Raw genomic sequence first — 25,550 nt, 5'->3', positions numbered from 1 at the left:
TGCTTAGGCGTATTTCGTACCTGAAACCGGACTTTCCGGACACCCCAACTCGACCGCCAACCTAATTCGCGTCCCCGCCGCCTTCCGGCATCTCGCTCGTCGCCGCGGACGACCCCGACGACTTGAACGTGTAGTGGATCCGCACCCAGGTGCCGATCAGCGGCTTGCCGTCGAGCCGCGGCGGCTTGACCAGGAACTGCCAGGCTGCCTGCCGCAGGCCACGCGCAAGGCCCGAACCACGCGGGGATTCGCCGAGTTCGCGGCAGTCCTCGACATGGTAGTGCTCGATCATCCGGCAGGCGATATCGGCCCAGCCCTCGTCGATGTTCTTGTGGGGCATGTAGGTCACCAGCTCGGCATAGGTCGGCTCGCGGTACCAGGCGACGTTGTAGAGCGTCGACCCGCCCGGCCCCTCGCCAGGTCCGTAGGTGCTCCCGCTCTTGGCGCTGTTCTGATTGCTCGCATCGGCTGGTTTCCCGAGCTTGGAAATGTCCGACGCAGCGAACTGCTCGCGCGATAGCGGTATCCAGGGCACCGTCACGGGGGTTACCGGCCGCGGTTGGACATGTGGCGTGACCTTGGGCTGGACAGTCGCCTGACGTTCCTGCCGCTCCGGCGCCTTGGCCGCCGCGGCCTTCTCGCTGTGTTCGGTCCCCTGCGGCTTCAGGGAGATCGCGGTCAGCTTCTCGACCACGCCGGTCGGCGGCACGAACAGGCCCATGCGGATCAGCATCAGGACGATCAGCGCGCAGATGGCCAGCGCGAGGACGATCGCGGTCAGCCGGTCGGCAAGCGAAGGACGATAGCGATAGACGGTGGCCATGGCTCAGTGCTGGCTCGGGAATCGTGTCAGTAGCCGGATGCGCCGGGATCACCGCCCATGCCGCCGCCACTCATGCCGCCGCCGGCGCCGCCGCCGAAACCTCCGCCCATGCCGCGGCCGTGGCCGCCGCCGTGCCGGCCGCCGCCTTTGCCGCCGTGGCCGCCATGGCCACCGCCGCCATGATGCGTCTGCGCGAAAGTCTCCGGCAGGTCGGCGAGCGCCAGATAGCCGCGATGCTGGTCATCGAGCAGCGAGAAGCGATATTCGGCCGCGTCCTGGGCCTCCTGGCGGTTGACCCGCCCTTTCAGCGTGACGTCCATCGACGCCACCGGCTCGGGTATCCGCAGCAGGTCGAAACGGCCCGCGCCCTGCGGACTGTTCGCGCCCATGTAGCTGCCCAGGCTGCGCGCGCGCTTCTCGCCGTTCTCGTCCTCGCCGCCGCCGGCATCGTAGGAGTCCACGGCGAAGGCGCCGGTGTGGAGCTCGGGCGTCGACTGCTCGTAACGCTCCAACTCGGTGCTATCGACCACGCCGTCGTGATCGAGGTCGAGCGAATTGAAATAGCGCATGAAATCGGCTTCGAACTCGGCTTCGGTGAGCTTGCCGTCATGATTGGCGTCGGCTCCGGCGAACCAGCGCGCGACCGGATAGGGCTCGCCCGCAGGCGCGCGGAAGGTCTCGCCAGACGGCGCGATGAAGACCTGCGGGCGCCCGACGTGCTGCGTGGCAGGTTCGGCGGGCGGCGTTTCGGGCCTGGCCGGCAGCGGGGCAGCAGGAAGCGCTTGCGCCGCCATGACCGTGAACAGGATTGTCAGCACCGAAAATTCTCCGTTGGAACGCGATTCCGTCGAGTGAACCGGCCCACATCAACCGGCAATGTCGCCCGGATTAACGTCCGGCAATCTTGAATCCTTTGCCCTCAGTCCTCGCCGTCGGTCTTGAAGGACTTGATCGGCTTCATCTCGCCGAATTTTTCCTGATGCGGCTCGTGCCCCAGCGGCATAAACTCGACCTCAGGCGCATCGACGCGAAACTCGGGCAGCCGGTCGAGTAAATCACGGATCACGGTCAGGCGGCCGCGATGCTGGTCGTTGAAATCGACCAGAGTCCAGGGCGCATGCTTGGTATTCGTCGCCTTGAGCATCGCCTCACGCGCCTTGGTGTAGTCGTCGTACTTCTCGCGCGCGGTGAGATCGATCGGCGAGAGCTTCCAGCGCTTGAGCGGATCCTCGGCGCGCTCGCGCAGGCGTTCCTCCTGCTCTTCCTGGTCGCAGGCCAGCCAGTACTTGAACAGCAGGATGCCGTCGTCGGTCAGCAGCTTCTCGAACTTCGGCACCGCATCGAGGAAGGCGTCGACCTCCTTCTCGGTAGCGAAGCCCATGACCTTCTCGACCCCGGCGCGATTGTACCAGGAACGGTCGAACAGCACGATCTCGCCCTTGGTCGGCAGGTGCTCGACATAGCGCTGGAAATACCACTGGCCCTTCTCGGCGTCGCTCGGCTTGGCAAGAGCTACGACGTGGCACTGGCGTGAGTTGAGATGGCTGGCGATGGCGTTGATCGCGCCGCCCTTGCCCGCGGTGTCACGACCCTCGAACAATACCAGGATGCGCGCGCCGGTCGCCTCGGCCCAGCGCGCCATGGCGACGAGCTCTTCTTCGAGCGGTTCGAGCAGTTCGCGGTACTTCTTTCCCTTGAGCCTGCTCATGTCGTCTTACCTCATGCTCAGCAGCACGACTGCCGCAATGCCGGCGACGATACGATACCAGGCGAACGGCGCGAAGCCCGAACGGCTGACGAAAGCGACAAAGGCCTTGATCACTACCAGCGCGACGATGAACGAGACAACGAAGCCGATGGCGATCTCGTTCCAGCCGACCGGCCCCAGCCCGCCGGCAAGCGCGTGGCGGTTGTCCCAGAGCTCGAGCGTGGTCGCGCCCATCATCGTCGGCACGGCCAGGAAGAAGCTGAATTCGGCGGCCGTGCGCCGCTCGATGCCCATGGCCAGCGCGCCCATGATCGTCGCGCCCGAGCGGCTGACGCCGGGGATCATGGCGATGCACTGGAACAGGCCGACACCCAGCGCCTGCTTGGCGGGAAGCTGCGCCACGCCCGTGGCCGGACCCTGCTTCGACCAGCGCTCGACCGCGAGGATAGCGATACCGCCCAGAATTAGCGCCCAGCCGACGATTATCGGGGTACCGAGCATCACGTCGATGTACTTCTTGAGCGCCAGGCCCAGTACCGCCGACGGCAGGAAGGCAATCAGCAGGTTGCGCACGAAGGCGATACTCATCGGCTGCAGCCGCAGAAGCCCCATGCCAACCGCCCAGAAGGTACGCCAGTACTGCACGACCACCGCCAGGATCGCGCCGAGCTGGATGACGACGTTGAACACCTTCCAGGTCTCGGCGTCGTAGCCGAAGATCTCCGAAGCGAGGATCAGGTGGCCGGTCGAGGAGACGGGAAGGAATTCGGTGACGCCCTCGACAATGCCGAGGAGGATCGCGGTAAAGGTCAGGTCCATGGGCGTGGGGTGATGGCGGACCGGGCGACCAAGTCAAGTTTCAAGATGGTCATGTACCACCGCTGTCCCTGGTTCGCCGCGGAACGACGCGATGCTCACCAGATTCGCACGCGCTTCTCGGGCGGGAGGTAGAGCTTGTCGGTCGGCTGGACGTTGAACGCGCGGTACCATTCGTCGAAATTGCGGACGATCCCGTTGACCCGGTATTCGGGCGGCGAGTGTGGATCGGTGACGAGGAACTGGCGCGCCAGCGGTTCGCGCACCAGACCGCGCCAGATTTGCGCGAAAGCCAGGAAGAAGCGCTGATCGCCGGTATAGCCGTCAATCACCGGCGACTCCTTGCCGTTAAGCGAGAGCTTGTAGGCCCGGTAGGCGAGGCTGAGCCCGCCGAGGTCGCCGATATTCTCGCCCAGGGTCAGCTGGCCATTGACGCAGGTCTTGCCGGCATCGAACGGACAGAATTCGTTGTACTGGCCGACGAGCTTGCTGGTCAGCGCCTCGAAGGCCGCCTTGTCCTGCGGCGTCCACCAGTCGCGCAGATTGCCCGCGCCGTCGGACTTGGCGCCTTGGTCGTCGAAGCCGTGGCCCATCTCGTGGCCGATCACCGCGCCGATCGCGCCGTAGTTGACCGCCGGATCGGCCGCCAGGTTGAAGAACGGCGGCTGCAGGATCGCGGCGGGGAAGACGATCTCGTTGAAAGTCGGGTTGTAGTAGGCGTTCACCGTCTGCGGCAACATGAACCATTCGGTCTTGTCGACCGGCTTGCCGATCCGCGCGAGGCGGAAATCCGTGTCCCACTTGGCCGCGGCGAGCTTGTTGTCGAGCGGCTTGGTCGCGTCGATCGCGAGGCCATCGTAGGTCTTGTAGGTGACCGGCGCGCCGATCTTCGGAGTGAAGGCCGCGAGCTTGGCCTCGGCCTGCTGGCGCGTCTCAGGGCCCATCCAGGGAAGTTGGGCGAGATTGGCAGCCATCGCCTTGCGCAAATTGGCGACGAGATCGTTCATCGCCGCCTGGTTTGCCGGCGGGAAGAAGCGCTGCGCGTAGATCTGGCCGAGCAGTTCGCCGACCTCGCCCTCGACCGCGCCGATGCCGCGCCGCCACCGCACGCGCTGGACCTGCTGGCCGCCGAGCAAGGTGCCGAAGAAAGCGAACTGCGCGTCGTCGATCTCCTTAGGCAGGACTGAGGCCATATCGCTGATGAAATGGGCGGCGAGGTAGGCCTTCCAGGTGGCAATCGGCGTTGTGGTGATCAGCTTGATCGACGCCGGGACGCCGCCGCCGAGCTTGGCCGCCATCTCGGGTGTATATTTCGCCGCGGCGAGTTCCTCCGCCGTCGGCGGCATCTGCGGGACGATTACTTCGGTCGCCGCGCCGGCGCCGACATCGGTCAGGAACTTGCGCATCATGCCCGCCGGGGCGAGCGCTTCCAGTTCGGCCAAGGTCAGCTTGTTGTAGGTGAGATCGCGGTTACGGCCGAGCCCGCGGTCCCAGGACTCGCGCGCCATCACGGTCTCGAGGTCGAAGACCGCCTGCGCTGAGGTGCGCGGGTCGGCATAGCCCGCCTTGCCGAGCATGAACGTCAGATAGTCGAGGTATTTCGCCCGGATATCGCGGAACTTGGGCGTATCCTGCAGGTAGTAGTCACGGTCGGGCAGGCCGAGCCCGCCCTGCCCCAGGTAGAGCGCATAGCGGTCGCTCTGCTTCTCGTCAGCGTCGACACCGATACCGATCGGTGCCTGGAGTCCCGGCGCGGCGAACAGGACGAGGAGATCGTCGACGGTCGCCGCCGCGGCGATGCGATCGAGCGTCGCCTTGGCCGGGTAGAGGCCCGCCGCATTGATCGCGTCGGTGTTCATGAACGCCTTGTAGGCATCGGCGACGCGCGCCTGCGAGCTGCCCGGCGCGGGATTGCTCGCGACCAATTCGTTGAGGATGGCGTGGAGCCGGTCCTCGGACAGGTCGCGCAAAGTGATGAACGATCCGATCCGCGTCTTGTCGGCCGGGATCTGGGTGACGTCGAGCCATTTGCCGTTGACGTAACGGTTGAAATCGTCGCCGGGCTTGGCGGCCGTGTCGATCCACTGGGTCTGGATGCCGAAATTGCCCCATTCACCGGCAGCGGGTGCCGGCGCGGTCGCCTGCGGCATCGGCAACGGCGTCTGGGGTTGCAGGGGCTGGGCAAGGAGCGGCGTGGAGAGTGCCAGGATCGAAACGGCGGCGGCGGCAAGGATACGGCGCATGAGGGCTCCCTGTTCAGGCATACGACTCAGCTTAAACCGGCCCGACCGGCCAGCGAAAGGTCATTCGAAGGACGTGAATTGCCGTTCGTCGAATTGCAGCGAGGCGAGCCGGGCGTAGAGACCACCGGCGCCGCTCAACTGCTCGTGCGTGCCCTGCTCGACGATCTTGCCGCGGTCCATGACGATGATCCGGTCGGCCTGGCGCACCGTGGCGAGGCGGTGGGCGATGACCAGCGTGGTGCGGCTGGCCATCAGCCGGTCGAGCGCTTCCTGGACCAGCCGCTCGCTTTCGGCGTCGAGCGCCGAGGTCGCCTCGTCGAGCAGCAGGATCGGCGCCTCGCGCAGCAGGGCGCGGGCGATGGCGATGCGCTGGCGCTGGCCGCCCGAGAGACGCGCGCCGTCCTCGCCGAGGAAGGTGTCGAGGCCTTCGGGCAGTTCACGCAGGAAGCTTTCGGCATTGGCGGCGCGGGCCGCATCCCAGATCGCCTCGTCGCTGGCCCCCCAGTTGCCGTAGCGCAGGTTGTCGCGCGCGCTGGCGGCAAACAGGATGCCCTCTTGCGGGACCAGCGCGATGCGGCGGCGAATGTCGGCCGGATCGGCGGAGACCAGCGGAACGCCGTCGAGCTTCACCGTGCCCGCCATTGGGTCGTAGAACCGCTCGGCGAGCTGGAACAGCGTCGACTTGCCCGCGCCCGAAGGCCCGACGATCGCCACGGTTTCGCCCGGTTCCACGGTCAGTGAGAAGTCGTGCAAGGCCGCATGCTCCGGCCGCGTCGGATAGCGGAAGGTCACATGCTCGAAGGCGATCTGGCCGCGCGGCTCGGGCAGGACGACCGGGCGCACCGGCGGGGCAATCGCGGGCACTTCGTTCAGTAGCTCATTGAGCCGGCTGGCCGCGCCGGCGCCACGCAGCAGGTCGCCGTAGACCTCGGTCAGCGAACCGAAGGCGCCGGCGACGAGGCCGCCGGTGATGACGAAGGCGGCGATCGTGCCACCGCCGATCGCGCCGGTCGCGACGGCCAGCGCGCCGCGCCACATCAGCAGGACCAGCGCGCCGAAGACCAACACCATGATCGTCGCGGTCATCGCCGCGCGGATCGTGATGCGGCGCTTGGCCGTGGTGAAAGTCCGCTCGACCTCGTCGGCGAAGCGCCCACGCTCACGGTCTTCCTGGTTGAACGCCTGGACGACGCGGATCGCGCCGAGCACTTCGGCGGTGATCGCGCCGATGCCCGCGACGCGGTCCTGACTGGTGCGCGAAACGTTGCGCAGCCGCCGGCCGAACCAGACGATCGGCAGCACTACCAGCGGAATGGCGATGACCAGCCCCGCTGTCAGCGCCGGCGCAAGGAAGAACAGGTAAATCACGCCGCCAACGCCGGTGATCAGGTTGCGCAGCGCCACCGAGACCGTGGTGCCGACGATCTGCTCGATGATCGCCGTGTCCGAGGTCATGCGCGAGGATATCTCCTTCGGGCTGTTCGCTTCGAAGAAGTTGGGCGACAGGCGCAGCAGGTTGTCCTGCACCTTGAGCCGCAGATCGCCGACGACACGCTCGCCGAGCCAGGAGACGAAATAGAACCGCAAGGCCGTGGCAATGCCGAGGATGAGGACGATCATCAGCAGGTAGCGGAAGGCGTTGTCGATCGTCGCGACCGCGGCGTGCGGCCCGAAAGCCTGGTCGATGATCGCCTTGAACCGCGCCGGAATCGCGATTGTCGCCGAGGAGGTCGTCAGCAGCGCCAGCAGCGCGATGACGATCTGCTTGGGATAATTGAGCGTCAGCTTCCAGATCATCCGCAGCGGGCCGAGGGTGCGTGCGGGGCGGGCCTCCAGTACCAACACTGGCTCGGGGCCATCGTGGGCTAGCGGCGCAGCGGGCTCAGTGCTTTCGGCGGTCATCGCGCGCCCCTTACAACCTGTCCGGTCCGAGGGAAAGCGTGTGCGCGGGGCTCTGCACCGGTCGGTTGCGATATTGTGCAACGCAATGAATAAATGCCGCATTGCACAATCATTGGTTCACGCCCAAATTGCACGCAAATACGCAGGAGTCGACCATTGCTCTACAAGGCCTACGAGTTGCAGCGCGCCATGCTGACGGGGGCAAGCGTCTGGGCGTCGCTCACTTCGGAGCTGCTTTCGAGCCGCGCCTCGCCGCTGTCCTGGCTCGGCCTTGGCCCGGTGATGGGCTCGGCGCTCGACGTCTTCGCCCATGCCGCGGCGCCGCGCGGCAAGCCTGCCTTCGATATCGAGAGCGTGAGCATCGACGGCGCGGTCCATTCGGTCACCGAGGCGATCGTCCTGCACCGTCCCTTCGGCAACCTGCTGCGTTTCACCCATGACGGACTTTTGCCCGACGCGCCCAAGGTCCTGATCGTCGCGCCGATGAGCGGGCACTACGCCACGCTGCTACGCGGCACGGTGGCGCGGATGGTCGAGCGCGCGACGGTCTACATCACCGACTGGGCCGATGCGAAGATGGTACCGGTCGAGGCCGGCAGCTTCGATCTTGACGACTACATCGACTATGTGATCGATTTCCTCGAGTTCACCGGCCCGAACACTCACGTCATCGCGGTCTGCCAGCCTTCGGTCCCCGCACTCGCCGCGACCGCGCTGATGGGCGCGGCCGAGCATCCCTGCCGCCCGGCGACGCTGACCATGATGGGCGGCCCGATCGACACGCGCGAAGCCCCCACCCAGGTCAATGCCACGGCGACGGGCAATCCGCTGAGCTGGTTCCAGAACAACCTCATCGCCACGGTGCCGGCGCTCTATCCGGGCGAAGGCCGCAAGGTCTATCCGGGCTTCCTCCAACTCGCCGGCTTCATGTGGCAGAACATCGAACTGCACATGAAGAGCCACTATCAGATGTTCGAGCAGCTGGTGGCGGGCGACGGCGAGAGCGCCGATGCCTCGAAGGCCTTCTACGACGAGTACCGTTCGGTATGCGACATGACCGCGGAATTCTACCTGCAGACGGTCGAGCACGTGTTCCAGCGCCATTCGCTTCCCAAGGGCGAGCTCGTCCACCGCGGCCAGCGCGTCGATCTCGGCGCGATCCGCGATACGGCCATCCTAGCGGTCGAAGGCGAGAACGACGACATCTCGGGCATCGGCCAGACCAAGGCCGCGCTGACGCTCGCGACCTCGCTGTCGGACAGCCGCAAGAAGTACCACCTCGCCGCCGAGGTGGGCCACTATGGCATCTTCAACGGCAGCAAATGGCGCACCCGCATCGCCCCGGTCGTCGAGGAATGGATCGCCCGCCACGACAAGGCGCGACTGAAGGTCGTGGCCTAGGATCGCAGCCTAAGGTCCGGCCAGCCGGGAGCAAATTCCGTCCAAGAGTGGAACTGTTAGGAATACGATATAGCGAATTTAACAGTTCATGCTTATATTGGGCACTATGTCGGCGGGTTTGAAAAGGCGGGATGTAATCAAGAGCGGGCTCTTCGGCGCCGCCACGCTCGCCCTGCCCGCGCGCGCACTGGCCGATCCGCTGGCCGATGCCTTCGACAAGACTTTCGCCGGACCGGCCACGCCGGCAGGACCGGTCACCCCGCCGATCACTGTACCAGCGATGCCCGAGCCCAACCCGGCCTACGAACGCCGCGTACTGGAAATCGCCCAGCGTGAAGTCGCCCGTGCGGGCAATGCCGTCTGGCGCAAGGACATCGCCGGGATTGCCGATTTCGCCCGCCCCTCGTCGCTGCCCCGCTTCCATTTCGCCAATCTCGAGAATGGCACGGTGCGTTCGTTCCTCGTTGCTCACGGCAAGGGCTCCGACCCCGAGCACTCGGGCTGGCTGCAGACCTTTTCGAATATCGTGGGATCTGAGGCGACCTCGCGCGGCGGCTATCTCACCTGCGAGTGGTATAACGGCAAGTACGGCACTTCGATCCGGCTCGTCGGGCTCGACAGCGACAATTCGCTGGCGCTCGACCGGGCGATCGTCGTCCACCCCGCCTGGTACGTCGATCCCGCGATGATATCCAAATGGGGCAAGATCGGCCGCAGCGAGGGCTGCTTCGCCATGTCCCCGGCCGATTTCAATGAGGCGCTGTGGCACCTTTCGGGCGGCCGGCTGCTCTACGCGGACCGCATCACGCTGGCGTAGTCCACCGCTCGGCACCGCGGCCGATTGGACACAAGTCGACACCGGTGTTACGGATTCGGTATGGAAGCTGCGATAAGCCGCATCAACAAGGAGGGGCCGAGCGACGCACGTCAGGTGCGGTCACGCAACGCGCTGACCGGTGCCTTGCTCGAACTGCTCGAGGAAAAACCCTTCGACCAGCTCACCATTCGCGAAATCTCGGCTCGCGCCGGCACCGGCTACGCCACCTTCTTTCGCCACTATGCGACCAAGGAAGCCCTGCTTAGCGACGTCGCCTCGGAAGAGATCGCCGACCTGCTCAACCGCACATTGCCCGTGCTCCACGATTCGAGCAGCTTTGACTCGACCCGCGCGCTCTGCCGCCACGTCGGCGAGCATCGCAACCTCTGGGTCGCGCTGCTGACCGGCGGCGCCGCGGGCATCCTGCGCGAGGAATTCATCCGCCAGGCACGCGAACTCCCGCGCGACTTCGCCGAAGTGAAAAGCTGGCTGCCGGCCGATCTCGGCGTGGTTTATGGCGCCGGGGCGACGATCGACCTTCTGGCCTGGTGGTTGTCGCAGCACGACGACTATTCGCCCGAGCAGATCGCGACGATCCTCAATCGGCTGGTCATCGCCCCGCTGATCGGCGGCGAACGCGGCCGCATGCAGGACGTCGCGGGCTAGGGCCTTGCCCCGCCCTTGCCGTTCTATGATACGGTTCATATCATAGAATAAGCGTGCGGCATTTGCCGGGCGCGGGGAGCCAAGCCGAGCCGGTCATGAATTCGCTTTCGCCCGAGACAACCATGATCGACGCGGCCGATGAAATCATCGCCGACGCCGACTGGCCGCTGTTCGGCTGGAGCGACGACGTCCGGCCTGCCCTAGCCGCCGCGCTGGCGGCCGGGAGGCCCGCAGCCCTGGCGACGCTCTATCGCGTCGAAGGCAGCGCACCGCGCGGGCCCGGCGCGCAGATGCTGTTCGATGGCGCCCAGGCGAGCGGCTATTTCTCGGGCGACTGCATCGAGGGCGACGTCGCCCGCCATGCTGCCGAGGTGATCGCCGATGGCCAGCCGCGGCACCTGCATTACGGCATGGGTAGCCCGTGGATAGACATCCGCCTGCGTTGCGGGGGCGCGCTCTACGTTCTGGTCGAACGGATCGACCCCAGGAGCACGGCCGCCTGGACGCTGCTCGGCAATGCGGAGGCGCGGCGTCCCTGCCTGTGGTCGAGCGACGGCGTGCAGCAGGAAGTGATCCCGGCGGCCGACGCGCCGCTGCTGAGCCTGACGCAGGATCCGCTGCACATCATGCGCCGCTTCGACCCGCCGCGGCGGCTGATCGTTTCGGGCGGCGACCCGGGCGCGTTGGCGCTGGCGCAACTCGGCGCCGAGGCGCAGTTCGAGACCCTGCTGCTGCGGCCCGGCGGGCCCGGCGGCCCCTCGCCCTTCCCCAAGGTCGTCTATCACCGCGGCGAGCCGTCCGAACTGCTCCCCAAGCTCGGCGTCGACCGCTGGACCGCCTATGTCGGCGCGACGCACGAGGATCATCACGACCTCGGCGGTTGCCTCCATGCCCTGCGGCACGGCGCGGGCTATGTCGCGATGATCGGCGCCAAGTCGCGCGCACCGGGCCGGCTGGCAGCGCTGGCAGCGGCGGGGGCGACCGAAGACGAACTGGCGCGGCTGCATCTGGCCCCCGGCATCGCCGGCCTCGGCAAGGCGCCCTGGGAAGTCGCAGTCGGTATCCTGGCCGAAGTCATGCAGGCGCTGAACCCGGCCCAGGAACGCGCGTGACCTTCGTTTCGCTGGTGCTGGCGGCGGGATCGGCGCGGCGTTTCGGCAGCGACAAGCTTTCCGCCGAGTTTCGCGGCGAACCGCTGGTCCATCACGCGATCCGGGTTGCGCGCGCGGCGCCGGTCGCACGGGTGATCGTGGTCTGCAGCGACAAACTGGCCGTGGGGGAATGGCTCGGCGAGCCCCCGGTCGAAACCGTGCGTATCGCCAGCAACGCGCTGTCGGCCTCGCTTCAGGCCGGCATCGCCGCGGCGGGCAGCGCCAGTGGCGCCTTCATCTTCCTGGGCGACATGCCGCTGATCCCGCCGGATGTCGCAGGAGATCTGGCCGAGGCGCTGGGCGACCACTTCGCCGCCGTGCCGCGCCATGCGGGCAAAAACGGCCACCCGGTGCTGCTTTCTGCGCGCGCCTTCCCCGAGATCTCCGGCCTGACGGGTGACGAAGGAGCCGGCCGCCTGCTCAAGCAACGCAGCGACATAGCTTTCATCGATGTGACGGAGGATACTATCCTGCTCGACGTCGACCGGGCCGAGGATCTGGCCCGGCTCGAGAACCGTTAGAGCAGATAGGTCTTGAGCGGCGCGCCGTCGGGATTGAGCGACAGTTGCGACAGCGAGACCCATTGGCGCAGCTTGCCGTTCTCGGCCTCGCAGCGGGCGTGATCGTCCTTGATGGCCAGGACACGGCGCACCATTTTCTCGCCTTTGGCGAAGACTATCGAACCTATCTGAATTTGACGCATGGTCATTTCTCCCGAGTCGATTAACCTAAGATAAACGACGTCCGGACAAACTCAATCGATAGTGTAGAGATTCTGACGCGGGCGAAACACGATTCGTCGCTGCGCTATTTGGCCTCGCGCAGCTTGTCCCGCGTCAGCGTCAGCAGATCGGCTGCTTCCTCCGCGAGGGCCTTGAGTCGCCGGTTCTCACGCTCGATCGCGCCGCCACCCGGCGCAGGCAGCGCGCCGTGGAGGAACAGGCGCACGCAATAGCGCGTGTGCCGCTCGATCGCCTCCTCTTCCATGACCACGCCCCAGGCCGCAGTGCTCGCCGGGCCGCCGACGACTAGATGGAGGAAGGCGAGCGCCGCTTCGTCGGCCTCGGGGGCCGGTGCATCTTCGGGCAGCAGGCGGCGGCGGAACAGGTCGGCCAGATAGGCCAGCGTCGGCTCGGTGCCCATGCGCGTGTTTGCAGCCGCGATCTCGGGCATCGACACCGAGACCGCGTTGCTGAGCCGCAGCAGCCGCATGCCCGCAGGCTCGAGAATATTGGTGAGCAGCATCTGGGCGATGGTCAGCAGGGTCTTTTCCAGATTCTCCGTCTCTACCCCGCGCAACCGCTCGACCGGGACCATCCAGTCCTCGATCGCTCGCGCCAGCGCCGCCTTGAACAGCGTCTCCTTGTCGCCGTAGCGCGCGTAAACGGTGCGCTTGGCCATGCCCGCGGCGGCAGTGATCGCGTCGATCGAGGTTCGCTCGAAACCGTTCTCGAGGAACAGGTCGAGCGCGATGTCGAGCAACTGCTCGTCGCTCAGCGTCGGCCGACCGGGCCGGCGTGGGACCCGATCCACGATTTGCTCCGCGGCATCCATGGGCACATATTGAAACGATGTGAGTGACAATTCAAGTGCGAAGTATAATAAATAAGCTTGGCGGTACCATTTTCGGCTGCTATTGAAACGACCAGGGTAACAAATGATGCCAGCCGAGTCGGCGCGGCGAGAGGATACTGGAGGACGTCCGGAATGGCGCTTTCATCTGTCGATCTGTCCCCGCGGATGGGATCGCAAGTGACCATCGAGAAGGCCGATCTGCTTAGCGGCAAGCACGCTGCCGAGATTCTGCGCCCTGCTCGACCAGCGCGGCGTGCTGCTGTTCCGCGGCGTCGCCCCCAACGACGACGAACTGCGCATGATCGCCCGCTCGCTCGGCGACCTCAGGCTCGGCGCCTCGAAGCGCGGGGCCGACGGCCGGACGCTGAACGAAGGTGACGAAGGCGTGATGAAGATTTCGCTCGATGCCAATGTGAACCCCGACTACGCGCGCTTCCTGCCCGGCAACCACCTCTGGCACATGGACGGCACATACGAGCCGATCCCGCCGCTGGCGACGCTGTTCACCCCGTTCAAGCTCTCGCAGACCGGCGGCGACACCTGCTTCGCCAATACCTATGCCGCTTTCGAGGATCTCCCTGCGGCACAGAAGGCCGAGCTCGAGAAGCTCCGCGTCGTCCACACGATGCAGGCCGCGCTGTTCCCGGTGATGCGCGACGTCACGCCAGAGGAATTCGCGGTCTGGTATTCCTATCCGCAGCGCTCGCACCCGCTCGTCTGGCACCACCGCTCGGGCCGCAAGTCGCTCGTGCTGAGCACTTCGGGCGCCTGGGTAGAGGGCATGCCGCAGGCCAAGAGCCACGACCTGCTCCAGCAGCTGATGCGCCACACGACGCAGGACCAGTACGTCTATCGCCACAAGTGGCAGCTCGGCGATCTCGTCATCTGGGACAACACCGGCGCGATGCACCGCGTCCTGCCGTTCGACCGCGAAAGCGGCCGCGAATTCCACCGCGCCACGCTCAACGGCGAGGAAGCGATCACCTCGACCGGCGAGCGGCTGGTCTCGGCCTAATCACCTGAATTCATCGGAGAGAACGATATGCAGATTGGCGTCCACCTCGGTTTCCAGAACCTTCACGGCATGCCCGACATGGAGTTCTTCCGGAAGGAAACGCAGATCGCCATCGAGGCCGAAGCGATGGGCTTCGACTTCGCGGCGATGGTCGAGCACCACTTCACCGACTATGCTGCCTGCCCCGATCCGCTGCAGGCGCTGTCCTACGTCGCGGCCAAGACCAAGACGATCAAGCTGATGCCCGCCGCTGTGATCCTGCCGTGGAACGATCCCGTCCGCGTGGTCGAGAAGGTGGCGATGCTCGACAGCCTGTCCGAAGGCCGCGTCTTTCTCGGCATGGGCCGCGGCGCCGCCCGCCGCGAGTTCACCGGCTTCCGCAAGGACCTCGCCGACAGTCGCGAGTTGTTCGACGAGGCCTGCCTGATCGTCATGGACGGGTTGGAGACCGGCACGGTCAAGGCCAACACCAAGCATTTCCAGCAGCCCGAAGTCGAAATCCGCCCGCGTCCCGAAAACTGGAGCAGCGATCGCATGGCGATGGTTTCGATGTCACCGAGCTCGGCCGAAGTCGCGGCCGAATACGGCCTCAAGGCGATCCGCTTCAGCCAGGGCGATTGGTCGCATTCGATGGCCGAGATCAATGCCTATCGCACCAAGTTCGAGCAGTTGCACAGCCACAAGGCCCCGCCGTTCATCATTTCGGACTTCGTCGTTTGCGTCGATACCGAGGAGCAGGTCGGCGAATACACCGACGAGTATTTCGCCAAGCAGTTCTACCAGGTCGCCAACCACTACGAATGGGGCGGCGAGCACTTCAAGCACATGCCGTCCTATTCGACCTATGTCGCGCTGGGCGACGCGATGAACGCTGCGGGCGGGCCGGAGAAGGCCTACAAGGACTACATCGGCGGCAACCTGATCGGCACGCCCGAGCAACTGATCGAGAAGGATGCGATGCGCAAGGCGACCGTCGGCGAATACGACATCATCGCCAACTTCTCCTACGGCGGCATGTCCTACGACCGTGTTTACGACCAGATGAAGCGCTTCGCTGACAAGGTCATGCCGAAGCTCCGGGAAACCGCGGCGGTTCCGGCCTGAGAAGACTGGCGTGCGGGAATAGAGCAGGGACGGCGAGGGATGACCTCGCCGTCCCTTTTCGTTGGAGCGTCGGCTAGGTTTGGGTTTCTGACAGTCGCCTTTCACGCGCCGAAAAGCGGGATCGCTGCCATCTGGACGGACGTACGGCAATGTCGAAAGTCGACCCGATTGCTGACGTCGAGGCCGTTTGTCTGTCTGCCCGATTGCAATTGTCCGAACCGGGCTAGTTAGGTCGTATAAACCAGGGTTTCTCCCGATGGCCTCCCGGCCATCATATCCGCAAGGTCCGCATTCCCGGCGCGGGAGGACGGAATGCCCCTTCACAATTGGTCGAAAATCCTCCTCATCGCCTGCACCCCCGCAGTGGCGATTTCCGGCTGCTCAACGCCAAGCCGGCTGCCGGCAGTTCCCCAATCCACTTCCGCACAGGTTGCGCCCGCGCCCCTCGCCATTCGATATCTCGTGACCCGCGAGACAGACAGCTTTGCCCAGGAAGCCGGTATCGCTCTGGACAAGGAGAAGGCCTGGCTTGTCAGCCAAGGGCAAACCGGGCCGCTGCCACCAGCTTCCTATCTCGCGATCTCTGGCGGCGGCGACAACGGGGCCTATGGTGCGGGTTTCCTCAACGGCTGGACAGCTGCCGGCACGCGCCCGGACTTCAAGGTAGTGACCGGCATCAGCACGGGCGCCCTGATCGCTCCATTCGCATTCCTGGGCCCGAAGTATGATTATGTTCTCGAGCGGGTCTATACGACGAGTTCTCAAAAGGACATTTTCAGGAAGCGGGGGCTCCTGAAGGGCCTATTCGGCGACGGCATGGCCGACACCCAGCCGCTGGCAAATCTCATCGCCTCCTACGTGACGCCGCAATTCCTCGATGAAATTGCCGACCAATACGCCCACGGCCGCATCCTGCTCGTTGGAACCACCAACCTGGACTCGCTGGAGCCGGTGATCTGGAACATGACCGCGATAGCGAGCAGCAAGGATCCCAATGCCTTGGCACTGTTCCGGAAAATCCTGCTCGCCTCGGCATCGATCCCGGGCGCCTTTCCGCCGGTGATGATCGACGCCACCGTGGCCGGGACACACTACGCCGAGATGCATGTCGACGGCGGTACGATTGCCCAGGTCTTCCTGTTTCCGCCTTCGCTCCGCATCAGCGGTACGGACCCGGCGCTGCAGCGCAAGCGCACTCTGTATATCATTCGAAACGCCCGGCTCGATCCCGACTGGGCGAGCGTCGAGCGCAGGACCCTGCCGATCGCCAGCCGCGCCATCGCCTCCCTGACGCGAGCGCAGGGGATCGGCGACCTGTACCGCATTTATGCCACAGCGCAGCGGGATCGTATCGACTTCAACCTGACCTCGATTCCGGCGACATTCAACACGCCTCATCGCGAGGAGTTCGACACCAACTACATGCGCGAACTGTTTTCGACCGGAAAGCAGATCGCGCAGGCTGGATACCAATGGCAGAAGTACCCGCCCGGCTTTGAACCGGAATAGCCGACGGGCAAACAATACCTGTTGCGACGTTTGGACAACGCAAGGGCCTGACTGAAGATATGACCGATTTCAGTCTGCGCGGCAGATCGCCGCTATGACTGCGATGTCTGCGATCGCTGTCGCCTAACGACAGTTTGTCTTACGAAGCGCGTTGCATCGTTGAGCTAGCCCGATCAACGATCGCTTGCTCCAGAGGTCAAAATGGCAGCGATCTCTCCCTCGGCTGCGGTGGCTTCCGCAACGAGTTCACGCAGTGCTTTCGCGGTGTCTTGAAGGAGACCATCGCTGATGGGCCGCTCGCCATTGATGAACCGCCGGATAGCGCGCTCATCTATCCCGAGGCGTCGCGAAAACGCTGTAGTGCCGCCAAACAGTTGGACGCAGTAGGCGAAATGATCCTGTCGATCTTGCATGTGGGCGATCATAGGTCGTCTTGCGATTGAGGCAATGCAGGCCGGAGCACCGCTATCGCCAGCCGTTCCCGGGTACCTCGCCTCTCGGATTTACCAGACGAGAGGCAAAGGGGCCGATCGGGGCAATCGAACAAAAGGACACGACTTCCCCGCCTGGCGCGATGGCAAACGGCGGCAGGATAGCCAGCGCTTCTTCCATCATGATTCGCATCTCGCGTCTGGCGAGATGCATGCCGATGCATACGTGGGGCCATAACCGAAGCTGACGCGGCGCGGTTTTCGCGCGAGGTCGATCGTTTCCGGGTCGCCCCGGGATCGCACCGGACGGGCCGGCAGCGAGGGCGTAGCGAAGGTTCCGCTGGTATCTTCCATCTCCATTCTCTCTCCCGGGCTGCGTTGCTCACTGCCGCGCTCATGCGAGCGTTACAAAGTAACTAAAATGTGTCAGGCTCGATAAGGGTGAAAACATTACATCTCCACCCAGATTTGCAAGCATCGGGCTATCAAGGAAAGCACCTCGTCGACGCGATAGCAGTCGCCGTTCATCGGTTAGCGCCTTGCGCGTCGCCCGGCACGACTTAAGCTGCCGCACGATCTGGAACGGGGAAATCGATGCGTCTCGCCAGTTGGCTGTGCCTATTGCTGCTTTGGCCGACGCTCCTCTGGCCGACGGGCGCGCGGGCTGCATGGCTCGAGGCGGCAAGTGCGCATTTCGTCGTCTACGCCGATGACAACGAGCAGAACCTGCGCCGCTTCGCCGAACGGCTGGAACGGTATCACGCGGCGATGGAATTGGTGACCCGGCGCAAGACCCCGCCGCTCAGCCCTTCGAACCGCGTCACGGTCTACGTCGTCGGGAGCGAGGCCGACGTCCAGTACCTCGCCAGGAGCGACGATACCTGGCTCAACGGCTTCTACATGCCCCGCGCCGGCGCGTCGCTGGCGGTCGTGCCGCCGCAGAACGACAGAGGGGAAGAGACGGGGCGGTCGCTGTCGGCACTGCTGCACGAATATGCCCACCACTTCTCCCTCTCCACCACCACCTCCCCGCCGCCACTCTGGCTCGCCGAAGGCTCCGCGGAGTTTTTCGCCTCGGCCACCTTCAAGTCGAGCGGCGAGGTGCGGCTGGGAGAGCACGCCGAGGCTCGCGCCCGCGAGTTGAAACGCGCCAGCCAGATCACCGCGCGCGACGTGCTCGACAGCGGCGACAAGCTGGCCGGCAACTATCTGGGCTTTTACGCCAAGAGCTGGCTGCTCTATCACTACCTGGTCTTCGAACCCCGCCGCCAGGGGCAGCTCGCGCAGTATTTGGCCGCGATCACGGCGGGTTCGCGCTCGCTCGACGCGGCGCAGAAGGCGTTCGGCGATCTCAACGCGCTGGAACAGGAGCTCGTCGAATATGCCGGGCGCCGCAAGTTCTACTATTTCGCGGTTCCCGCAGACGCCATTCGGCCCAGCCCCGTCGCTATCCGGGCGCTCGCGACCGGAGAAGGCGCGGTCATGCCGACCCGCATTCGCCTGCACGTCGGTGTGAAAGGGGAGGAGACACGGGAGCTCGCTGTCCAGGCGCGGGCGATCGCGGCGCAGTTTCCCCGCGATCCGGCGGTGCTCGTGGTCCTCGCCGAGGCCGAGCGCGGCGTGGGCAACGATCGGGAGGCCGTGACAGCGGCGGATAAGGCGATCGCGCTCGATCCGGCACGGATCGACTCCTATCTGCAAAAGGGACTGGCCCTGTTCGAAATCGCTGAAGGCTCGCGAGACCCGGCGGCTTTCGCGAAAGCGCGCGATGCCTTCGCTGTAGTGACCGAGCGCGAGCCCGATCATCCGCTTCCGCTCGTCTACTTCTTTCGCAGCTATCTAGCCCAGGGCGAGGTGCCCCCGCCGCTGGCGATGCAACGGATGCAGCGCGCCGTGGAACTCGCCCCCTTCGACCGCAGCCTGCGCATGAGCCTGGCCCGAGAGCAGGTCAAACAGGGTATGGTGGCCGAGGCACGCACGAACCTTCTGCCGATAGCCAACGATCCGCATGGCGGCTGGCGCGCCGCCGAAGCACGCACGATCCTCGCGTCACTGGACCGGCAGCCCGACGCCACTCAGGACGGCGGCTCGGCCAAGGCGCACCGCTAGAGCCTCCAACACAAAAGGGCGGAACCGTTGCCGGCCCCGCCCCCTCGGTATCTCCCCTCCGGGGAGCTCGTGCTGGAATGACTATCCGCGCTTCTTCTCAGGCGCGACGCTGATGCGCACGGTCTCGCCCGAATTGCCCGGGAAGTTCGTGAACATCGCCTCCACCAGATTGGGCACGAGATATTGCAGGCGGTTCGAGGTCGAGACCGCCTCCGCATTACCTTCGAACAGGCGAGTGCCATCGGCGCGGCGGTCAATCTTCAGTTCGATGCCGCTGGTGTAGATCGTGTAGCTTTCGACGCCATTGTCGAACCAGGGATCATAGAACCCATAGTTCCACAGGCTCGGACGATAGAAACCGCCGCGATAGCCGAAGCGGCCACCATAGCCGTACCACGGGCTGAAGAACGGATCGTGGAAGCCGGTGGAGCGGACGCGCTCGCGGCCCTTGTCGACCCCGTAGTCGAAGCGCACGACCAGCGTGGCACTGGCCGGGTCGGCTACGGGCGTATAGCCCTGCGCGGCCAGCTTGGCTTCGACCAGACGGGCGTACTGCGAGAATTCGAGGCCGCCGGCCAGATTCGGATCGTCAGCGACAACCGCGAAGGTCTGTCCCGAGGGTGCCGGCAGCTGCGACTGGAAGCGCTTCACATTGGCATTGAACGGCGAGGCGCAGGCCGCGACCGCAAGCATGAGCAGTGCTGCGGCGGCGACCTTTATTCTGCCGAAGGGCGATTGAGAGTTGGCGAACATGTTTGTCTTCTCCACGGGATCTACGGCCGTGACGTATCCCCATCGCCGCGACCCGCTGACTTTGTGTTCCTTCGTAAACGCTTACGGGTGAACAGCGCTTGAACATTTGGGGTCAAAACGTGGCCGGCGCAAGGTGGAGCGTTTGCGCCGACCCCATTCGTTCAGCCTCGGACCAGTCCCAACGCGTCGTAGGCTGCCGCCAGCGTCGGGGCTGCCAGTGTGCGAGCCTTCTCCGCACCCTTGCGCAGGATGGCGTCGAGCGCACCGCGATCCTGCCGCAGTTCGACGAAGCGCGCGTTGATCGGCGCAAGCTTCTCGACCAGCAGTTCCCCGAGCGCCGGCTTGAACACACCGAAGCCCTTACCCGCAAAGTCGCCGAGAACGGCGGCCACGCTGGTCCCGGCCAGCGCCGCGTAGATTCCAACGAGGTTCGCCGCCTCGGCCCGGCCTTCGAGCCCCGCCGCCTCGTCGGGCAGCGGCTCGGGATCGGTCTTGGCCTTCTTCACCTTCTGCATGATCGTGTCGGCATCGTCGGTCAGGTTGATGCGGCTCATGTCCGAGGGATCAGACTTGCTCATCTTGGCGCCGCCGTCGCGCAGCGACATGATCCGCGCGGCTTCGGGCGGGATGATCGGATCGGGCTGGGTGAAGATGTCCTTGCCCCCGCCGAAGTCGTTGTTGAACTTCTGGGCGATGTCCCGCGCGAGTTCGAGGTGCTGCTTCTGGTCCTCCCCCACCGGAACGTGCGTCGCCTGGTAGAGCAGCACGTCGGCGGCCTGAAGCACGGGATAGGTGAACAGCGCGATCGAGGCGCCCTCGCGGTTCTTGCCCGACTTGTCCTTGAACTGCGTCATGCGGTTCAGCCAGCCCATCCGCGCAGTGCCGCAGAGGAGCCATTGCAGCTCGGCATGGGCGGGAACCTGGGTCTGGTTGAACAAGGTCGACCGGTCCGGATCGATCCCGCAGGCGACCAGCGCCGCGACCATCTCGCGCGTGTTGGCGCTGAGCGTCGCAGGATCGTGCGGCATCGAGATGGCGTGGAGATCGGCGAGGAAGAACAGGCAGTCGCCGCCGCCATTCGGTCCTTTTGGCGAGACGAGTTCGTCCTGCATGCGTACCCAGTTCCGGATCGCGCCCAGGTAATTGCCGAGATGCAGATTGCCCGTGGGTTGGATGCCGGAAACGATACGCATTGAAGTCTAGCCTTATGTGGGGGTGCGCCTGCGCCGCAGGAGAAGTTGCAGGTCGTCCTTCGAGAATGCCCCCAGCAGGACGGTGGCGAGCCCATAGACGACGACGCCCGCCGAAACCAGCGCCGCCATGGCGGCGATGCGGATGGTCCAGGTGCCGTGGACATAGGGCATGAACAGCCCCTGCGCCGCCCACATCACGCCGCCCATCGCCAGCGCCGCCAGCGCCAGCCGCCAGGCGCGGCGCTTCAGGCGGGCATCGGGGGTGAAATGCCCACGCTTCACCAGCGTGTGGTAGAGCATCCAGACGTTGACCGTGGAGGCGATCGCCGTCGCCAGCGGTGGCCCCATGTGCTTCAGCGGCAGGATCAGCGCGAGGTTGCCGATGAGGTTCACGCCGACGGAGATCATGGCGAAGCGCACCGGGGTCTTCGTATCCTGCCGGGCGTAGAAGCCGGGCGTCAGCACCTTGACCAGGATGTAGCTCGGCAGGCCGATCGAGAAGGCGGCCAGCGCCTGCGCGGTGTAGTGCGTGTCGGCGGCATCGAACTTGCCGTAGCCGAACAGAGCGGCGGCGATCGGCTCGCCGCAGAGCACCAGCGCCATCGTCGCGGGCAGGGTCAGCAGCAGGGCCAGTTCCATGCCGCGGTTCTGCGTCTCCATCGCCGCAGCATCTTCCTTCGCGCCGAGCTGGCGCGAGATTGTCGGCAGCAACACGGTGCCGAGGCCGATGCCGATCAGCCCGAGCGGCAGCTGGTTCAGCCGGTCGGCCATGTAGATGTAGGTGACCGATCCGTGCGACAACAGCGAAGCGGCAAGCGCGGTCGAGATGACGAGGTTGATCTGCACCGCACCCGCGCCGGCTGCGGCGGGAAGGATCAGCTTGATCAGCCGCTTCACCTCGGGATTGAGCCGGGGGCGGCGCAGTTTCAGGCTCACCCCGTTCTGCCGGCAGGCCCAGGCGAGCCAGATGAGCTGCAGCAGACCCGAGACCGAGACCGCGATCGCCTGATTGCGCGAGGTGACCAGCGCGCTGTCAGAATGGAACAACACCAGCGCTGCGATCATCGTCAGGTTGAGCAGGATCGGCGCGGCGGCGTTGACCCAGAATTTGTGCAGCGAATTGAGCAGGCCGCCGAACAGCGAGACCAGGCTGATCAGCATAAGATAGGGAATGGTGAACCGCGACAGCTGCACGGCGAAGGCGAATTGCTCGTGGCTGACGTCGTTGAACCCGCCCGACAGCACCAGGGTCAGCGGCCAGGCGGCCAGTTCTAGCACCACGGTGAGCACCAGCAGCACCGGCAGCAGCACCGCCAGGGCCTGCTCGGCGAAGTCCAGCCCGTCGCGCAGGCCGTTGCCGTCAGGATCGCCGACCTTGCGGTTGAACATCGGCACGAAGGCCGAAGCGAAAGCGCCCTCGGCAAACAGCGCGCGGAACATGTTGGGCAGCCGGAAGGCCACCAGGAAGGCGTCCGACGCGAAACCGGCGCCGACATAGCGCGCGAACAGGCTGTCGCGCACCAGCCCGAGCACGCGGCTGACGAGTGTGAGTCCGCCGATCGTGCCGGTAGCCTTGAGGAGATTCATCGCCCTAAAGACCTGCCGGCAGGAAAAAGAACATGGCCGGCAGGATAAGGGGCATGACCGTTGGGTCAGGCGTTGCCGACCGGCGCGCCTTCGCCCTGCTGCCCGGCGAGCTGCTGGACATAGAGCCCGTTGAAGTCGATCGGCTCGAGCATCAGCGGCGGGAAGCCGGCGTCGCGCACGGCATCGGCCAGGACGCGGCGGGCGAAGGGGAAGATGATCCGCGGCGCTTCGGCATAGGTGAAGGCGTGGGCCTGCGCCTGGTCGATGTTGCGCATGCCGATCAGCGCGCAATAGGACAGGTCGACGATATAGGCTGTGCCGGCCTCGCACTTGGCGGTCACCACGATCTTCATCTCGACTTCCTGGACTTCATCGTTGATCGGGCGTGCCGCGATGTTGAACTGGATGTCCACCTGCGGCGCGTCCTGCCAGCTGAAAGCGTCGGGCGCGTTGGGATTCTCGACCGAGAGGTCCTTGACGTACTGCGAGATCATGCCGGCGGCGGGGGCCGTGTCCTCGCCATTGCCGCCGAGATCGAGGTTGGAAATGATGTTGCCGTCGTCGGCCATGGCTTTCGTCTTTCTTCACGCTTGCAGGTGTAACGTGATCGCGCGCCTAGCATCGCATGCGGCGGGCAGCAATGGCGTGGCTTGGGTCTCGGAATGAGACGGGAAGGAGAAGCAGGCGGACAGCGTTGCAAAGATGCCATCCGGTTAACGAAAAAATCGCCCGGATTGCCCGCTCATGCGTTGTTCATTTGTCATCCCTCCCTATCTGAGGTTACTATGACAGCCCCCTTACCGGGCATTCAGGATTGGAAAACGAAGGCGTGACCGTCGAAATCGTCATTCTGGCCATGATCGCAGCCTTTCTCGGATTGCGGCTCTATTCGGTGCTCGGCCGCCGCGCCGAGCACGAGGAAGAGACGATGCCGGGCCGGATCGACGGCAAGGCCGGAACGAATGCGGCTCCCACCGCGCCGGCGCCACGCCAGCCCGTCGAGCGCCAGCAGCAGGCTCCGAGCCCGGCGCTTCAGCCGCGCAACATCCCCGCGGTGACCGCTACGGTCGAACGCGGCCTTCGCGCCATCGCCGCCGCCGACCGTCAGTTCGACGCCTATGCCTTCATCGAAGGCGCGCGCAGCGCCTACCGCATGATCCTCGAAGCCTTCTGGCGCGGCGACAAGGACGAGCTCCGCCAGCTCTGCGATCGGGATGTCTACGAAGGCTTTGCCGCCGCGATCGACGCGCGCGTCGCTGCAGGCGAAACGCTCGACAACCGCCTGGTACGAATCGAGGAAGCGACGATCAGCGCCGCCAGCTTCGAAGCGCCGTTTGCGCGCATCACGGTGCGCTTCCGTTCGGACATCGCCGCAGTGACGCGCAACGCCGAAGGTGCCGTGGTCGCCGGCTCGCTCAACGACGCGATCGAGGCGATCGACATCTGGAACTTCAGCCGCAACGTCGCCTCCTCCGATCCGGATTGGCTGCTCGACGAGACCGACGAAGGGTAGGTTTTCGTGGGCAGCAGGGCGCGCAAGATCGCGGCGCTCGCGCTGCTCGTCCTGCTCTCGGCCTGCGGCCCTCTCATTCCTCCCAGTCACGGTCCTCGACCGCCGGTCAGGCGGGCCCCGGTAACGCGTCCGGTGATCCAGCCGCCGATCGTTCTTCCCTACAACGCCGTTTCTGCGGGCGTGACGCGCGGCCGTGACATCGCGACGCTCAGCATCCCCGCCGACGATGCCGCGGAAGCCCTCGCAGCCTTTCGCCTGAGCTGCGCACGACTGACGACGCGGACCGACGGCACCGGCCTGACCCGCGGCGCCGACTGGAAACCCGCCTGCGACGCCGCGCCGGGCTGGTCCTTGTCCGACGCGCGCAGCTTCTTCACTCGCTATTTCGAGACCGCGCGGATCGGCGACGGCGCGGCTTTCGCCACCGGTTATTACGAGCCCGAGATCGCCGGTGTCCGCACGCGGCAACCGGGCTACGACGTCCCGGTCTATGGCATGCCGCCCGACCTCGTCCGCGCACGCCCCGGCGACGCGGCGCCGACGTCGGACGGGAAGCAGCCGCTCGGCCGCTACGACGAGACCGGCCGCTTCGTGTCCTATTACACCCGTGGCGACATCGAGGACGGGGCGCTGATGGGCAAAGGGCTGGAGATCGCCTGGGCAGCCGATCCGGTGGAGTTCTATTTCCTCCAGGTCCAGGGATCGGGCCGGCTCCGCGGCCCAGACGGCAGCGTCATGCGGATCGGCTATGCCGGGCAGAACGGCTGGCAATCTACCCTGATCGGCTCGATCATGCGCCAGCGCGGACTCATCGGCAGCGCCCCCGGACAATATTCCGGCTCGCTCGAAGGCATCCAGCAATTCCTCCGCGACCGCCCTGAAGAGGGCCGGAACATGCTGCGCGCGAACCAGTCCTATGTGTTCTTCCGCGAGACCATTGGTGCCGGTCCGGTCGGCGCGCTGGGCGTACCGGTGAAAGCCCGATCGACCGTGGCTGTGGACCCGGCCTTCGTGCCACTGGGCGCGCCGGCCTTTCTCTCGGTCGACAACCGCGTGGCCAACGGGCTGTGGATCGCGCAGGACACCGGCGGCGCGATCAAAGGCGCCAACCGCTTCGACACCTTCTGGGGCGCCGGCGTCGAAGCCCGCACCACGGCGGGCGGCATGGCCTCCCGCGGCCAGGCGCTGCTACTGCTGCCCAAGGGCACGCTGACACGCCTTGGCGCGCGCTGAG

The 25,550-nt window shown here is 65.5% G+C and carries 24 protein-coding genes; 11 read left to right on the top strand and 13 right to left on the bottom strand.

What is annotated here, in order from left to right; translation table 11 throughout:
• Positions 1-61 precede the first annotated feature (61 nt).
• From KRR38_RS25420 to KRR38_RS25395, 6 genes are all read right to left on the bottom strand, one after another.
• Positions 62-823, bottom strand: coding sequence for a hypothetical protein (locus tag KRR38_RS25420; protein ID WP_217406220.1), 762 nt, complete (start codon positions 821-823; stop codon positions 62-64).
• A 26-nt stretch (positions 824-849) separates the two neighbouring features.
• Positions 850-1,641, bottom strand: a complete 792-nt coding sequence (locus KRR38_RS25415) for an EF-hand domain-containing protein (RefSeq protein ID WP_217406219.1) — start codon at positions 1,639-1,641, stop codon at positions 850-852.
• 101 nt (positions 1,642-1,742) lie between these two features.
• Positions 1,743-2,531 carry a polyphosphate kinase 2 gene (gene ppk2 / locus KRR38_RS25410; RefSeq protein WP_217406218.1) on the bottom strand — a complete coding sequence of 263 codons (789 nt, stop codon included), beginning with the start codon at positions 2,529-2,531 and terminating at the stop codon, positions 1,743-1,745.
• A 6-nt stretch (positions 2,532-2,537) separates the two neighbouring features.
• A complete protein-coding gene (locus KRR38_RS25405) occupies positions 2,538-3,350 on the bottom strand; it encodes an undecaprenyl-diphosphate phosphatase (protein ID WP_217406217.1) in 813 nt (270 codons plus the stop codon).
• 95 nt (positions 3,351-3,445) lie between these two features.
• On the bottom strand, positions 3,446-5,590 hold the full coding sequence (locus KRR38_RS25400; protein WP_217406216.1) for a M13 family metallopeptidase: 2,145 nt from the start codon (positions 5,588-5,590) through the stop codon (positions 3,446-3,448).
• Positions 5,591-5,650: 60 nt separating this feature from the next.
• Positions 5,651-7,387, bottom strand: a complete 1,737-nt coding sequence (locus KRR38_RS25395) for an ABC transporter transmembrane domain-containing protein (protein ID WP_375293470.1) — start codon at positions 7,385-7,387, stop codon at positions 5,651-5,653.
• Positions 7,388-7,648: 261 nt separating this feature from the next.
• Here KRR38_RS25395 and KRR38_RS25390 point away from each other — a divergent pair, with 261 nt between their 5' ends.
• The 5 genes from KRR38_RS25390 to KRR38_RS25370 all read left to right on the top strand — a co-directional run bounded on the left by KRR38_RS25390 (position 7,649) and on the right by KRR38_RS25370 (position 12,048).
• Positions 7,649-8,893 carry a polyhydroxyalkanoate depolymerase gene (locus tag KRR38_RS25390; RefSeq protein ID WP_254514971.1) on the top strand — a complete coding sequence of 415 codons (1,245 nt, stop codon included), beginning with the start codon at positions 7,649-7,651 and terminating at the stop codon, positions 8,891-8,893.
• A gap of 118 nt (positions 8,894-9,011) precedes the next feature.
• The gene (locus tag KRR38_RS25385) at positions 9,012-9,710 is read left to right on the top strand and encodes a murein L,D-transpeptidase catalytic domain-containing protein (protein WP_254514970.1); all 699 of its coding nucleotides are present in this window, start codon (positions 9,012-9,014) and stop codon (positions 9,708-9,710) included.
• A gap of 60 nt (positions 9,711-9,770) precedes the next feature.
• Positions 9,771-10,376: a TetR/AcrR family transcriptional regulator gene (locus KRR38_RS25380; protein ID WP_217406212.1), complete on the top strand. Its 606-nt coding sequence runs from the start codon at positions 9,771-9,773 to the stop codon at positions 10,374-10,376.
• A 95-nt stretch (positions 10,377-10,471) separates the two neighbouring features.
• Positions 10,472-11,488: an XdhC family protein gene (locus KRR38_RS25375; protein WP_254514969.1), complete on the top strand. Its 1,017-nt coding sequence runs from the start codon at positions 10,472-10,474 to the stop codon at positions 11,486-11,488.
• Entirely contained in the window at positions 11,485-12,048 is a 564-nt protein-coding gene (locus KRR38_RS25370) for an NTP transferase domain-containing protein (protein WP_217406211.1), read from the top strand. The genes KRR38_RS25375 and KRR38_RS25370 overlap by 4 nt, the downstream gene beginning before the upstream one ends.
• Here KRR38_RS25370 and KRR38_RS25365 read toward each other — a convergent pair.
• Together KRR38_RS25365 and KRR38_RS25360 are read right to left on the bottom strand one after the other, a co-directional pair.
• The gene (locus tag KRR38_RS25365) at positions 12,045-12,230 is read right to left on the bottom strand and encodes a hypothetical protein (RefSeq protein WP_217406210.1); all 186 of its coding nucleotides are present in this window, start codon (positions 12,228-12,230) and stop codon (positions 12,045-12,047) included. The two genes, KRR38_RS25370 and KRR38_RS25365, sit on opposite strands and share 4 nt — an antisense overlap.
• Before the next feature lie 104 nt (positions 12,231-12,334).
• Positions 12,335-13,060, bottom strand: coding sequence for a TetR/AcrR family transcriptional regulator (locus KRR38_RS25360; protein WP_309141136.1), 726 nt, complete (start codon positions 13,058-13,060; stop codon positions 12,335-12,337).
• A gap of 238 nt (positions 13,061-13,298) precedes the next feature.
• Here KRR38_RS25360 and KRR38_RS25355 point away from each other — a divergent pair, with 238 nt between their 5' ends.
• The 3 genes from KRR38_RS25355 (at position 13,299) to KRR38_RS25345 (ending at position 16,730) form a co-directional block, all read left to right on the top strand.
• Positions 13,299-14,117: a TauD/TfdA family dioxygenase gene (locus KRR38_RS25355; protein ID WP_309141206.1), complete on the top strand. Its 819-nt coding sequence runs from the start codon at positions 13,299-13,301 to the stop codon at positions 14,115-14,117.
• 27 nt (positions 14,118-14,144) lie between these two features.
• Positions 14,145-15,221, top strand: a complete 1,077-nt coding sequence (locus KRR38_RS25350; protein ID WP_217406207.1) for an LLM class flavin-dependent oxidoreductase — start codon at positions 14,145-14,147, stop codon at positions 15,219-15,221.
• Between the two features lie 363 nt (positions 15,222-15,584).
• Positions 15,585-16,730 (top strand): patatin-like phospholipase family protein, encoded by a 1,146-nt coding sequence (locus KRR38_RS25345; RefSeq protein ID WP_217406206.1) that lies wholly within the window; start codon positions 15,585-15,587, stop codon positions 16,728-16,730.
• A gap of 173 nt (positions 16,731-16,903) precedes the next feature.
• Here KRR38_RS25345 and KRR38_RS25340 read toward each other — a convergent pair whose 3' ends face one another.
• On the bottom strand, positions 16,904-17,155 hold the full coding sequence (locus KRR38_RS25340; RefSeq protein ID WP_217406205.1) for a helix-turn-helix transcriptional regulator: 252 nt from the start codon (positions 17,153-17,155) through the stop codon (positions 16,904-16,906).
• A gap of 600 nt (positions 17,156-17,755) precedes the next feature.
• On the opposite strand from KRR38_RS25340, the gene KRR38_RS25335 reads away from it, so the two are divergent.
• The gene (locus KRR38_RS25335) at positions 17,756-19,270 is read left to right on the top strand and encodes a DUF1570 domain-containing protein (RefSeq protein ID WP_217406204.1); all 1,515 of its coding nucleotides are present in this window, start codon (positions 17,756-17,758) and stop codon (positions 19,268-19,270) included.
• Between the two features lie 81 nt (positions 19,271-19,351).
• On the opposite strand, the gene KRR38_RS25330 is transcribed toward KRR38_RS25335, so the two are convergent.
• The 4 genes from KRR38_RS25330 to secB all read right to left on the bottom strand — a co-directional run bounded on the left by KRR38_RS25330 (position 19,352) and on the right by secB (position 23,372).
• Positions 19,352-20,023, bottom strand: coding sequence for a DUF4136 domain-containing protein (locus KRR38_RS25330; RefSeq protein ID WP_217406203.1), 672 nt, complete (start codon positions 20,021-20,023; stop codon positions 19,352-19,354).
• A gap of 161 nt (positions 20,024-20,184) precedes the next feature.
• Positions 20,185-21,216 carry a tryptophan--tRNA ligase gene (trpS, locus tag KRR38_RS25325; RefSeq protein WP_217406202.1) on the bottom strand — a complete coding sequence of 344 codons (1,032 nt, stop codon included), beginning with the start codon at positions 21,214-21,216 and terminating at the stop codon, positions 20,185-20,187.
• A 12-nt stretch (positions 21,217-21,228) separates the two neighbouring features.
• Positions 21,229-22,803 (bottom strand): murein biosynthesis integral membrane protein MurJ, encoded by a 1,575-nt coding sequence (murJ, locus tag KRR38_RS25320; protein WP_217406201.1) that lies wholly within the window; start codon positions 22,801-22,803, stop codon positions 21,229-21,231.
• Positions 22,804-22,868: 65 nt separating this feature from the next.
• The gene (secB, locus tag KRR38_RS25315) at positions 22,869-23,372 is read right to left on the bottom strand and encodes a protein-export chaperone SecB (RefSeq protein ID WP_217406200.1); all 504 of its coding nucleotides are present in this window, start codon (positions 23,370-23,372) and stop codon (positions 22,869-22,871) included.
• A gap of 260 nt (positions 23,373-23,632) precedes the next feature.
• Here secB and KRR38_RS25310 point away from each other — a divergent pair, with 260 nt between their 5' ends.
• Entirely contained in the window at positions 23,633-24,316 is a 684-nt protein-coding gene (locus KRR38_RS25310; protein WP_217406199.1) for a Tim44/TimA family putative adaptor protein, read from the top strand.
• Positions 24,317-24,322: 6 nt separating this feature from the next.
• The gene (locus KRR38_RS25305; protein ID WP_217406198.1) at positions 24,323-25,549 is read left to right on the top strand and encodes a murein transglycosylase A; all 1,227 of its coding nucleotides are present in this window, start codon (positions 24,323-24,325) and stop codon (positions 25,547-25,549) included.
• The last annotated feature ends 1 nt before the right edge of the window (position 25,550 follow it).

Origin of the sequence: Novosphingobium sp. G106, from assembly GCF_019075875.1 — a bacterium.
Classification (GTDB): Bacteria; Pseudomonadota; Alphaproteobacteria; order Sphingomonadales; family Sphingomonadaceae; genus Novosphingobium.
Note: the sequence above shows the minus strand (reverse complement) of the source record. Positions and strands in the feature narration are given on the sequence as shown.